The organism is Caldithrix sp. (genome assembly GCF_056497305.1).
Window position 1 is genome coordinate 1 of sequence record NZ_JBSMDE010000147.1, and the last position, 13775, is coordinate 13775.

The window sequence follows — 13775 nt, forward strand, 5'->3', positions numbered from 1 at the left end:
TTCAGCTTTTGAATTTTGCCCGATTTATTTTTGGGCAGGTTTTCTCTGAATTCAAAATATTTGGGGATTTTATAACTGGCCAGACGCTTTGCCAGAAAATGGCGCAAGGTCTCTTCCATGTGGGTCGATTCTTGATCTTTTAAAACAACAAAAGCTTTAGGCGCTTCGCCCAGCGTATCGTCGGCCACGCCGATCACCGCCGCATCGGCTACCTGAGGATGCTCATACAACGCATCCTCAATCTCTTTGGCGCTGGCCCGATTCCCGCCAATTTTAATCATATCCTTACTGCGTCCCACCACATAAATAAACCCCTCCTCATCCATCACGCCAATATCTCCCGTGTAGTACAGCCCATGCTTCAATACCTTGCGTGTTTCATCGGGATGATTCCAGTATCCGAGCATGATATTGGCCCCGCGGGCTACAATTTCGCCCTGGGTTTCGGGCGGCAAACGCTTGCCATTGGCATCGGCAATGAATAAATCCACATTGGGGATGCCCTTGCCAATCGAGCCCCACTTGCGGGGTAAATCTTCAGGATGCAGATACGACAGCCGCGCCGACGCCTCGGTTGCGCCATACATAATAAACAATTTAGCCGGAGCAAAAACCCGGGCTACTTCTTTTTGTACGGCCGGGGCCATAGCCCCGCCAGCCTGAGTGATGTAGCGCAATGAATCAAACTTCATTTTCCGCACATTGGAGCGATGTAATAAAATCGTAAAAGTGGAAGGCACGCCGGAAAAGCCGGTCACCTTTTGCTCCTGCATGGTTTTAAGCACCACATTGGGAAACAAAAAGCGATTGTCCACCACAACAGAACCACCTACAAAAAAATGCGTATTGAGCAATGATTTCCCGTAGATGTAATAAAAAGGCAGAACGACCATCACACGGTCATCAGCGGTCAGCTGCAAATAATCGACAATAGAGCGTGTGTTTGTAACGATATTTAAATGCGTGAGTGTGGCGCCGCGCGGTTGACCGGTACTCCCCGAAGTGTAAACAATGGAGGCCACATCTAAATCGATAATTTTTCGCTCCACGGCTGTTTCAGCAAATGATTTGAAACTCTTTGGCAGGTATTTGATCTTGGGATCATCAGGAGCATTTTTCAACTTCCCCCCACTCCAGATCATAAAATGCGTTAAATAAGACTTGTGGATTAACGATTCCAGGCGCCTGTAAAATTTTTGGCCAATAATTAAATTCTGAACCCCACAATCCTGTAAAATGTAATCGATATTCATGGCCGTAGCCTCGGTGTTTAAAGCCACCGTAATAGCCCCAATTTTTAAAATCGCGTAATAGGTAATCACATATTCAACCGAATTCTCCAGATAAAAAGCCACACGATCGCCTTTGCGAACCCCAAGGTCTATCAAAAAGTGTGCTAACTGATTAGCCTTTTGTTCAATGTAACCATAGGTGTACCAGTTGTTTTGAGCGAAAAAGGCCTCTTTTTCCGGAAAGCGCTGTGCGCTATCTTCCAAAAAGGAATGTACAAATTTTGTGTAAGCCATCTTGCACTCCATGTTTATGCATTTGGTTTGTCTTTTAAATATTGTTTGATCTTCTGTTCCAGAATTTTCATATTAATGGGTTTCGAGAGATAATCGTCCATTCCCGCTTCCAGACAGCGATCTCTGTCTTCCTTCTGGGCGTGTGCAGTCATCGCAATAATAGGAATATGTTGGTCTGAGTTAATCTCCTTAACGCGGATCTTCTGCGCGGCCCGTAATCCATCCATTACCGGCATTTGCACATCCATCAAAACCAGATCATATTTTTTCTGCACAAGCTTTTCTAAGGCTTCCTGACCGTTATTGGCAACATCCACTTTGTAGCCCATGTTTTCTACCATGCGTTTGGCCACGCGTTGATTTATCACATTATCCTCAACCAGCAGAATCGTGGTTTCTTCGCTTTTTTGTGAAGGCTTCTCTTCTTCTTTTTCTAAAAGGTGTTCGGAAATTTTCGGTTTTTCATGGGTCAGAAAAATAGAAAAATCAGGTAATTCTTCGATCTTCTGATCCTTTACTTTTGGAAAAGTTAATTCAAACTGAAAGGTCGTCCCGCTATTTTCTTTACTTTCCACCCTTATCTTACTGCCCATCATTTCGATTAAGCGCGAAGTTATGGTTAATCCCAGCCCCGTGCCCCCATATTTTCGCGTTAATGACGAATCGACCTGTTCGAAGGAACCGAATATTTTGTCCATCTTCTCTTCCGGAATCCCTATGCCTGTGTCTTTTACAACAAACAAAAGATCGGCATCTTCATCGGTTTCATTCAGTTTTTTAACGGTTAAAGTAATGCCTCCTTTTTCGGTGAATTTAATGGCGTTGCCCAACAAATTAATTAACACCTGTCCCAGCCTCGTGGGATCCCCAACCACAAATTGCGGATTACGTTCATCCCATTCCAGCTTAAACTCCAGCTTTTTTTGCTGAGCCATTATGGAAAAGGCATTGGCAATGTTGTGCACAAGCGCTTTTAGATCAAAAGGGATAAATTCCAGTTCCAGTTTACCCGATTCAATTTTGCTAAAATCCAGAATCTGGTTAATAATCTTTAGCAATTCACGAGCCGAAAAACGTACTGTTTGCAAAAATTCTTTTTGTGTTTCCGTAAGATTGTCCTGATCCATGAGATCACTAAGCCCAATGATGGCATTTAATGGGGTGCGGATTTCATGACTCATGTTGGCAATAAATTCCGATTTGGCCTTATTGGAAGCCTCGGCCTGAATAATAGCCCGACGTAATCGTGTTTCTGTTTCTTTCAACTCGGTTATGTCAATGGCGATGCCCAGTGCTCCGGTAATATTTTCTTTTTGATCCTTCATGGGCGAAAACCAGAATCGGTAGTATTTATTACCTAATTTTCTAACGCTTTCAAAGGTTTGACCATTCAGCACTTTTTGACAATCCTCCGAAAGTTCCGATGCTTCGTCACTCAATTGACACAGATTTAAGTTCAGTAACGGGCGGTATTCTTTTTCCAGCTCTTTTAAGCCGCTGCCCTGTGCAAAAATTATATTTCCCTCTTTATCCAGCATAAACAACACAACCGGTGTATTGTTCACAATGGAATTCAACTGGAACTCGCTCTTCTCCAGGTCAGAAGCGATCTGCTTACGCGTGCGTCGTTCGTAAAACAACTGCGTAGAAATCAAAACAAATAAGATAAAGCCTGAGATAATTAGAATCCACATCCATTTAGAAAGGTACCAGGGTTTTTTAACCATAATGGGAATGGTCAGGACCGGGCTCCAGGCATAACTGATTTGCCGGGCTCTGATCTGTAAACGATACGAGCCTGCCGGTAGATTGCTAACCAAAATCTCCGGATTTTGTCGTTTAGGCGACCAGGTGTTGTTCAGCCCCAACAAACGCCATTGATAAACAATTTTTTGTGCAGGATACATACGCGCCGAGACTAAAAATCTTAAAGTAGATTTGAATTCAATTCCTTTTCGTAACTCTTCTAATTCAACTGCTTGCAACTCATTCAACCGTAGATCAACTATTTGCGGTCTGGATGTCTGCTGTATTTCAAAGGAATTAACCTGCTGCCGGTAGATGCCATCATAGGTGCCCAGATAAATTCGTCCCCGGGCATCGAGTCCTGCAGATCGAAAAGCAAACGTTTGATTTTTAAATCCCGCCAGCTCGTCAAAGTACACCTGCATCGTATCTAACAAGCAGTAAACACCGTGTTCCGTGCCTGCCCATATTCTCCCCTTCCGATCGACCGTAATCGATCGGGCTATTTTGTTCCGCTCCAGTTGGAGAAACGTGGCCTCTTGTTGGCGAATTTTAAGCAGCCCTTTATTGGTGGCCAGGTAAATAGTAGAATCCGGAGAAATCGAAATATCATTAACCTCGATGGGCGTATGATTGTTGGTCTTGATTGGTAAACTGATGTTACTGAATCGATCTTTACGGGGCAAGTACTCATAGAGGTAGGTTGAATCTCCCACAGCTCCCACTAAAATCCGTCCGTTAAACGATTTTATGACCAGTGGGCGGGAAGTTATCCCTTTTTCCGAATCGTAGTTTATGGCCCGCATCCACCGATCGATTCTGGTGACAAACGGCAGATCTCCCTGAACCAGCCAGAGTCTATGAGAAGAACCGAAAGCCATGGAAAAAATAGCATTGTCTTTTTTCAGAGAGTAAGATTTTACAGCATCTGGCGAAAGCAAAGTTAAGTTGCCATCAAAATGGCCGGCCACAACAAGACCTTCTGTAGCCGTCAAACTGGAAATAACCTTTCCCGGATTCTTCCATAGAAGACGAATAGTCGGGGTGTTCCCATCCGGATACACCTGGTAGATCGTTTGACCGTCTGTTGCCACCAACCGCTGATCTTTTGTATTGGCCAGATTTTGCACAGCATAATTGGAAAAGTCAATAATGCGCTCAAAAAGCGGTTGGTAAATTAAGGCCAGGCCATTATCACTGCTTACCCAAACCTGACCTGCCTTACTAATAAATAGGTCGTTGATAACCTTCAGCTTAAAGTCCGGCAAGGCGATGAGCGGCGCTCTGTGTTCAAGACCGTTGGTGTAATAAACTCCGGAACCCGATGTGCCAACCCACAATAAACCGCTGTTGGAATCAAAATTCAAGGCCTGCACATGGTTCAAGCGATACAATTTGTTGATTTTGATCGCTGCCCTGGAAAGCTGTTTCACTTCATAAATACCATCTGAAGCGCCCAGTAAAACGTGCTGCCCTTTGAATTTCAACACGGTGTTGATGTTCCAGACGCGCGGTCTAGGGAAACAGGGAATCTCTTTAAAACGATCTGCCTTCCGATCATAATAGAAAGCATATCCAGTCTGCGAAAAAACAAACATCTGCCCCAGATTATTTTCTAAAAAGAAGAATGACTTCAGGTAACTGCCTGACTCCACTCTGTCAGGAAAGAGATATCGTTTAAAGCGCTTTTGCTTTCCGTCCGCTAACCGGACAACAGAATTGGGTTCGCTCAGCCACAAAATGCCCATTGAATCCCTATAAATCGTTTTAGGATAATACAGCATGCTATCGGTTAGAGCATGCTGCCCCAACAAAAACGTATCCATATTAACATGAAATGGCCGATTAAGGATGCGAACCACCCCCAAATCTGTACAGGCAAGCAATTCTCCAGAGTCAATTTTGATAATGCCTTTAACGTAGTTACTCGGTAATTTTTGCTTAAATACCTTAAAATGGATGCCGTCAAATCGAACCAATCCATTGTCGGTCGCAATCCAGATGAAATCGGAATCATCCTGGACTACCTGTTTTATTAAATCCGAAGGCAGACCATCTTCGTAATGGTAATATTCCACCGAAAAGGTTTCAGCAAAAAGTAAGGAGACTAAAAGTTGTGAAATGAGAATGAAGTACAATTTTTTCATGTAAACGATCCGGTATTTTTACTCTTGCTTTTTTATCGGCCTGGAATGATGTTTGTTTAACATTTTTAATATTTAAGGGCCAGATTTTGATGGTTTGTTTAAATACATTTTTTAAATATTTAACTCTTTAGCATGCAATGGGGCACGCCAAAAGTCAAATGGATTTTTTGGTCCGGCAAAGCATGCCTAAAAATGACATTCCAGAACCTAAGGGGTGGGCAAAATCTTCTCGTGCCGATTACTGCCTTCCAGCTCTTTCATCTTTAATCCTTTTTCTTTTTTCTTTTTTCTTTTTAGAAAAACCCACCCCTACCCCCTCCCAGAAGGGGGACTATTAGGTAAAGGTCTATCTCAAAAGATTTGAAATGAAGGTCTTAAACAAGTAAGTTTACCTTTTTTAAAACAGAACGAAACAGAAAGGTTGATCATGCAAAAAATTCGCATTGCGCACAGTCCCGATTCCGATGACGCATTTATGTTTTACGCATTAGCCAAAGAAAAGATAGACTCCAACGGTTTTGTCTTTGAGCATATTTTGAAAGATATCCAGACTCTAAATGAAGAAGCGCTGAAAGGCACCTACGAGGTTTCGGCCATCTCCATCCATGCCTATCCCAGTGTAGCTGACCGATACATGCTGCTGCCCACCGGAAGCTCGATGGGCGACCGGTATGGGCCGATGATCATTGCCCGGCAGAATCTTACCAGAGAACAGTTAAAAAACAAGATCATTGCCGTGCCCGGCGAAATGACTACCGCTTTTCTGGCCTTAAAGCTCTATTTGCCTGAGGTGCGTTACCAGGTGGTTCCGTTTGATCAAATTATGCCCGCAGTTCTGGAGAATAAATTTGAAGCCGGCCTTATCATTCACGAAGGACAGTTAACCTATGCTGACAAAGGCCTGATGAAAATAGTGGACCTGGGCGAATGGTGGTACGAAACCACCGATCTGCCTTTACCGCTGGGAGGCAATGTGATCCGTAAAGATCTGGGCCTGGAGACCATGAAACACGTTTCTCGCCTGATCCGGCAAAGCATTCAATACTCTCTGGACCACCGTAAAGAGGCGCTGGAATATGCCCTGCAGTTTGCCGGCGAGATGGCCCCGGACCTGGCAGACCGCTTTGTGGGGATGTATGTCAATCACTGGACCCTGGACTATGGAGAGATCGGACGTAAGGCCGTGAGAACATTGCTTCAAAAAGGTTATGAGGCAGGCCTGATCAAAAAGAAGCCTCAGGTTGAGTTTTTAGAGGATTAATTGTTCGCGCTTTACAATTATATCCCTCTCCTCACAGCACAAAGCCTGAAGAGAGGGATTTTTTTACTTGTAGCCAAACAGCATCGAATAGATAATCAGCACAATGATCACCACTCCGATCGTTAAAAAGGTCATCCCCATGGCAAAAATGAAACGCTCTTTTTTCTTATTAGTCGCGCCTTTGACCACAACCTTTTTCAATTTATCCTGAGATCTCAGGTACTCATATTCCGCCGGTCGGTCTTCTTTGTACTCTTCCACAGGAACCAATCCCGTAAAAATCACCTTATCCATGGGAAAGGACTCAGGTCGTAAATGGGTATTAAAAAAGTGGATGGTAAAAATGAAACCAACGGCCAGCAAGGCCTCATCACTGTGGATGATGCCGGCCACATTAATAAACCAGCCTGGCAAAAAATGAGTAAAGAATTCCGGGAACCAGAGCATTAATCCCGATAAACCGATCACCGCAACGCCCCAAAAAACGGCAAAGTAGTCGAACTTTTCCCAGTAGGTCCAACGTCCGTATTGAGGCCGCGGCCCTAACCAGAGGAACCATTTGATCGTTGCAATAAAATCCTGCAGATCCTTTTTATTGAACATCATGGAATGGGGGCCGGTAATAAACTGCCAGAAATTTTTACCGCTGGCCTTTTTACGTTTCTGGATCAGGTACAGGTGGACAATGAAATAACCAAATGTAACTATAGCGCCAATGCGGTGAATGGTGCCGGCCACTTCCACACCGCCGATTAAATCAGCCAAAAATTTAGCCCACGGCATTCCGGAAAATTTAAGCATCATTCCGGTGGTAGCCAGAGATAAAAAGCTCACTATCACAAAAAGATGGGTAATCCGGTGCGAAAGATCAAAACGCTTAATGTAATATTTAGCCTTTTTTTCGCTCTGCGCTCTTTTTCTGCGCCTGTAGTTTTCAATGGAACGGGGCAGCCACAAGAGAGTGTGTAATCCAAAAAACGAAAATACTCCAACCAGCAAAAAGGTCATTGCTTTGTACGTGTAATAGAGATAGGGATATTTGTTGCGATCGTGGTGCGTGGCATGAGTCAAATAGCCCGTAAATCGTTCCGAGGCATCTTCATGGCATTTTTGACAGGTCTTTTTAATGTTATGAATACTTAAACTTGAGCGCGGATCGTCTGGCGGTAGAATATGATGCGCGGTATGGCAATCGGAGCACTTAGCCGCTTTTAAATATCCTAACTTGTAGGTTTTGCCATGCATGGTTTCCTGATAGGTCTTTGCAAGCTTTTTGTGGCAACTACCGCACTGACTGGTTACCTCTACCACAAATTTGTCCTTACCGACAAATTGAATGGAATGCGAAGAGTGGCAGGTAGTACAGGTTGGTAAATTTTTATCTTCCCGATTATTTTTACCATGCACACTGCTGGCAAATTGTTTATAAATACGCAGGTGACATTGAGAACAGGTTGCCGGAATGTTACGAGGATGCACCGACGATTCCGGATTTTTATGACTTAACACATTATGCGCGGTGTGACAATCGGAACAGATAGCCGCTGGCAATAGCCCCTGCTTTTTCAGGCGCTGTCCGTGAATGCTCTTCGAATAATCTGTCAGAACATTGTGTTGGCTCAGGCTATCCATGGCCGAAATTTTTCGGTCTGCCCGGTGGCAATTACCGCACAGTGCTGGCACATTGGCCCGAAAGGTCGGTGACCGTTCATCTTTACTCGTCAGGACCAGATGGGTCCCATGACAGGTTTTGCAATCCGGTGCCTCCTTAACGCCTTTTAATCGGGCTATTCCGTGACCGCTGTTTTTATATTGCTCGCCTAAATCGATATGGCAACTGGAGCAATCGACTGGTCCGGCAGCTTTACACGGACGCTGTAAACTTGGGTCCACATCAGAATGGCACTTGACGCAGGGAACATCGCGGTGAATGGATTGCTTTAAAACTTCTTTATCGCTGTAAAGGGAGACCTGTTGTCCGGCAACAACTTTATAAATCTCTTTGTGTCCATGGCATTTTAAGCAAGATCGATCAGACAGGGTTAGCAATAAGGATTCTTTACGTGCTTTGTGTGGTATGTGGCAATCGGTACAGGTGGGGATTGCCGAAGGGTCTTTACGCCACTTTTCTCCTTTAATAATTTTTAGGTGAACATCTTCGATGCGGCTATGACACTTTTTACAGGTTCGGGCGATGTTTTGCGGAGCAATCGAAGAACGCGGATCGGTGTGGGGCAATATTTGATGGGCACCATGACAATCGGCGCAGGCGGCCGTAACGGTTAGCCCTTTTTTAAACAGGCCTTCCCCATGAATGCTCTGACTGTAGTTTTCCAGAATGTTGTGTTCAGGAATTTTGTAAATTCTGGCCACCGGCGCGCCCTCTCTGTGGCACCGACCGCAAAGTACCGGAATGCTCATTTTGAACACTCGGGAGCGCACATCGCTTGATCGGTAAATATCGTGTTTACCATGACACTCCCAGCAAGAAGGAGCATATTGTTTGCCGGCAGCATAAGCCTGGCCATGCATGCCGATTTCATATTGTTCCTGTTCGGTGTCATGGCAATCGCCACAGGCCGGAGAAGAGAGCCTTTCCGGATGTGGAAACTCTTCCACATCAGCGTCGGCATGGCAGCTTACACATTCCAGATCGCCATGGACAGATTGAGCAAAAATTTGCTGATCAACAAATAATGACACCTCCTGGCCACCATGTTCCGTGGTCAATTCAGGATCGGAATGGCATTCAAGACAGGTTTCATTTTCAGCAGAAAAAAGCGGCGAAATAAAAAAACAGACTAATAGCAGTAAAATCTTTGCTTTCATATCCCTAAATCCAAACTGAAACTTGCAATTTTAGATTAATAATTTAAGGACTTTAATTCAATAATAATTTGTGTTTATGAAAACATTTTCATAATTAAAAAAGGCAGCCAGAGAAGGCGGGATTAGCTGTCATTTTGACTTTGAGATTAGAATATTTCCCTCAAAACTTATAATCCCGCTTAGCGGGATGCAAAAATTTTTAAGCTGCCTAATTATAGGGCAATCCCAAACGTTTGAGTAGATGAACATTTAAAAATCAAAATTTACATTGTAAAGATTATAACTCCACCTTCCATCTTTTAAAGGGAAAAGGGCCGGGGGGATGGGTTTTAAAACAAAAGCTCGCCATAAATGCTTCGCCCTCACAAAGTCGCGGATTGAAGCTCGAGTTACGTTGCTCTTTCGACTGGTCTGCCAATGTAAGGGATTCTCAGAATGACATGCCGGCACGGTTCCTCACCGCCTGGGCATAAGGTGCCCCTTCGCAAATTAATTCGTAATTCGTAATTTTTAATTAAAATTACTATTTTGAGCCCTTTGCGGTTTTTAAAGGTTGCGGCATTGCTGCTTTAGTAGATGAGACTCAATGTAAATTGTAAAAAACGTTTATTCAGGTAGTAATATCTGTAGCCTGCGTGGTCAAAAAGGTTGTAGGCAGAAAATTGCAAACGCAGATTAATGGGCCAATGACGGCTTTGAACACTCATAGAGAGATCTAAATCATTGTAGCCTTGCAAAGTCCTGGTGCGCAATCGGTTTAGTTGATCGTAGTACCAACCATAACTTTTGCCTTCAAAAAAGTAATTTAAACTCAGGTTGAAATAGGAGCGTGAAAAATTGGCCATCACATTGTAGCGCAATTGGGGTTTAAATTCGTACAATAAATGATCACTAATGTAAAGACGTGTCAAACCGCTCTCAATATCAGCAAAACCCAGAATTTCTTTTAATTTTACAGAAACTTCAAAGCCTGAAGTTCGGCTCCTGCCGATCTGGGCCTGAATCAGATATTGACCAAAGGGTTGTTTTAGCAATTTGTTGTAAACCGTTCTGTAAAAGAAAGAGAGATTGTACTCGGCCTGAGGTAAAAGATGGGAGAAATAATCCACCACAATCTTTAATCCCAGGTCAAATGACTGGCTGTATTCTGCCTCCAGCTTTTTTTGAGTGGTGTCATTTAAAGTAAACACAGTGTAATCGCGGTTTAAAGCCATCTCAAAAAGCGTGGGGTAGCGAACATTACGGCCGTAACTGAGCAATAATTGCCAGTTCTGATTATTTTTCCGCCAGTTAATGACGCCGCCCAGTGCGTTACTGATGTCGCGATACCCACTGGCGCTTAAATCTCCGCGAAAGCCAAAGTGAACTTGCCAGTTAAGATGCTTTATTCTGTTGTGTTGTTCAGCGAAGTGGTACAGAACACTGGCGCTGGCCCGATTGTCGTAAAAATAAATCTTTTCCAGCGGTAAAACGCGGTTTGAATCCTGAACAGAGGAGCCGCGGCTTAACCGTTCATGCCAGTATTCTGTAAAAGCCTGAATGGTTCCTCGTTTGACCTTAAAGGTCTTTAAAAGTCGGATATTAAGTCGTCGCGAAAGATAATCATACCAATCTTTAGAAGAACTAAAAATGTAACGGGTTACTTCATCTTTAGTCTGCAAATAGTTGAGCGTCAGATGAAAGGCGCCGGGCAATTGGTTCTGATTGCTCAAAACAAGGGTAGATCGTCGATCTTCCCAGCCGGGTTTCTGGTAATGCAATCCGTAATAAAAGGCCTTCCATTTTATGGCCATTGCTTTCATCTGAAAATTTAAATTCAGATAGTGATTGAATTTTTTCTGTTTAATATGATCATTTGTTGTTTTTTGATCGGCCAGAGTCTCATCCGGGAAAAATTCAACAGTAGGATTCATTTTGGCCCATTGTCCATAATAAGCCAAGACCACGTTTTTACCCAGAGGCAGCCCCAGACTTCCAAAATACTGTTGGCTGTTAAAAGAACCAAGGCGAAATTTAAGTTCGGCCTCTGTTCTACTGGGTTGTTTTGTAATGAGATTGATCACACCCCCAAAAGCGCCATTACCATTGACCAGCATATTGGCCGCTTTATGAACTTCAATGGAATTTAGATGATCTGCCGGCACTATCGAGAGGTCTGCAACATTTGAACTGCTTAAATCGTTTAGCAAAACGCCATCCAGAAAAACATTAACTTCATTGGCGTTACTGCCCCGTATCTGGATTTGTTTGCCGTCAATTTCATTGCCCTGCAAACGAATTGAACTCATACTTTTAAGAACGGTGGACAATTCAGCGGAACCGTAGCGTTCGATCTGACGGGCCTGGATAGACTGCGTAAGATGGGGAACGTCTAAACGACTCAGATCTATTCTTTCTGCTTCAATTTCGATTGGCTTTTCCAGTTGCAGTCTTAAAGGCGTAAGGTAATAAATCGTTTTCGGAGAAACATCTTTTAAAGGGATAGAACGTTTATGGTATCCTACATAGTGAATGGTTAAAGAATCATCTTTAGCGTGTTGGGCAGGTAAGTGGAGTTTAAAAAATCCTTCGCCATCACTGACTGTGCCCAGCTTGCTTTTGGCCAGGTAAATGTCGGCGCCAATCAAAGGACGACTGGTCTCCAGGTCTAAAACCCGACCACTAATCTCTCTTTGTGCCAGGGTCTGGCGACAAAAGGCAAAAATCAACAAAATGAGCCACAATCCTTGCAATTTAGTGTGCGTTCGTCTTAGCATTTCAGGGCTCAAAAATTAGCTTATTATTGTAGCGCACTGGTCCTGTCTGGCGATCCGAAAACCCTTCCTGATCGGTCGCTTCAATGTAAAACCAGGTAGGCTGCCACTTAGAAAAGGCAAACCGGGCCTGGAAATGCCCTTCGCGCATGCTCACGCTTCTTTTTAATGAGAGTTCCACTATCAGGGAATCATTGGGGATATATTGGTTAAAAAAAACCGCCTTTACCTTTTGAATGGTAGAAATTCCTTGATAATCAATGACCACGGCCTGGCAAATGTAATTATAGTCAAAGCTTTGCTGAGAGACCAGAGCCATCTCCTGAACAATGGGAGCCGCATAGCGCAGGTAATAAGTGAAAATTGTGTTCCGAGGAGAAAGAAAAACCGAATCTTGTAAATCGTAATAATTGTGCGCCGTGATTAAGACTACAGGGGGCTTGTTTCTCTTTTCAGATTCGCTTAAAGGATATTGCAAGACGAAATGTCCCTGGCCATCGGTTATCGTCAGGCGATGTCCAATGGTAACTTTAGCCGCCATTACCGGTTCCATTGTAAAATAGTTGTAAACCGAGCCCGTTAGGCGCAGAGAGGTGTTTTGTTCAATGGATTCGACTTTGTAGCTGGTGAACTCATCCATTTTACAGGAAGACAAAAACAAAGTGATGACAAAAATCTTACATAATGCGATCCAGAATTTCATGATTTTCCTAAATTAGCTCCATTGGAATATAAATCACTAAATATTTAAAATCCAAATTAAAGTATAAGAACCTTTTGAAAAATGTACAAAAGAGTGTTTTGTAATTAAAAACTTCGAATTACGAATTATTTTGTGAAAGGGCAATTAGTGCCCTGAAAGGCAAAGGACCGTAACGGGTGTCATTCCGACCTCGCTTCAGCGGGGTCGGAATCCCTTTCACTGGCAAACAATTCCTAAGGCAGCAGAGCCGCAACCAAAAAATTTCTTTAAAAAATGACTGACCGGTGCCCTGGAATCCTTTAACTCTTATACTCATTTACTCTTAACTTTACTCTTCCAACAGCAGAAGTCATTTCACGAATTAGCCCTCACCCCCTCGATCCCCCTCTCCCAGAATAAAAATCTGGGAGAGGGGGAAAGGCTTGGTGGGGGAATTTTCTCACCTATGTTGGAAATACCATTCACGAACAATGGGAATTCGCTATGTCAGCCCGATGCTCATTCAACCATTCAACAAATCAACAATTCAACAGTTTCACTCCACCACACGGCACAAAAATTTTCGCACGCTATTGCATTACATCTTCTGAAGGAAGTATTCTAAGGCAGCATAGCCGCAACCAAAAACCTTCCTTGGGGATTTAAACAACCACAGAGAGCACAGGGAAGTATTTTTAAATTAAAAATTAAAAATTACCTATTAGTTCATTTGACCTGTACTGAAAAACTAAGTAGACTTGAGTTAAACTAATTAGAAGGGGCAGGTCAAATGAAGCGTATACGTACCCATCAAGAGCGTTTATTTGATAA

6 protein-coding genes are annotated in these 13775 nt (G+C 43.4%); 1 reads left to right on the top strand and 5 read right to left on the bottom strand.

The window, feature by feature from the left end:
- The coding region (locus tag ACWB0I_RS12365) for a class I adenylate-forming enzyme family protein (protein WP_479388375.1) at positions 1 to 1526 on the bottom strand (1526 nt) is incomplete at its 3' end.
- Positions 1527 to 1540: 14 nt separating this feature from the next.
- On the bottom strand, positions 1541 to 5419 hold the full coding sequence (locus ACWB0I_RS12370; protein ID WP_479388376.1) for a response regulator: 3879 nt from the start codon (positions 5417 to 5419) through the stop codon (positions 1541 to 1543).
- Between the two features lie 427 nt (positions 5420 to 5846).
- Between ACWB0I_RS12370 and ACWB0I_RS12375 the strand changes: the two genes are divergently transcribed.
- Complete coding sequence (locus ACWB0I_RS12375) at positions 5847 to 6680, top strand: menaquinone biosynthesis family protein (protein ID WP_479388377.1); 834 nt, start codon at positions 5847 to 5849, stop codon at positions 6678 to 6680.
- A 63-nt stretch (positions 6681 to 6743) separates the two neighbouring features.
- Here ACWB0I_RS12375 and ACWB0I_RS12380 read toward each other — a convergent pair whose 3' ends face one another.
- The 3 genes from ACWB0I_RS12380 to ACWB0I_RS12390 all read right to left on the bottom strand — a co-directional run bounded on the left by ACWB0I_RS12380 (position 6744) and on the right by ACWB0I_RS12390 (position 12965).
- Positions 6744 to 9509, bottom strand: coding sequence for a cytochrome c3 family protein (locus tag ACWB0I_RS12380; RefSeq protein WP_479388378.1), 2766 nt, complete (start codon positions 9507 to 9509; stop codon positions 6744 to 6746).
- Between the two features lie 569 nt (positions 9510 to 10078).
- Positions 10079 to 12265: a TonB-dependent receptor gene (locus ACWB0I_RS12385; protein WP_479388379.1), complete on the bottom strand. Its 2187-nt coding sequence runs from the start codon at positions 12263 to 12265 to the stop codon at positions 10079 to 10081.
- 1 nt (position 12266) lies between these two features.
- On the bottom strand, positions 12267 to 12965 hold the full coding sequence (locus ACWB0I_RS12390) for a hypothetical protein (protein ID WP_479388380.1): 699 nt from the start codon (positions 12963 to 12965) through the stop codon (positions 12267 to 12269).
- Between the last annotated feature and the right edge of the window lie 810 nt (positions 12966 to 13775).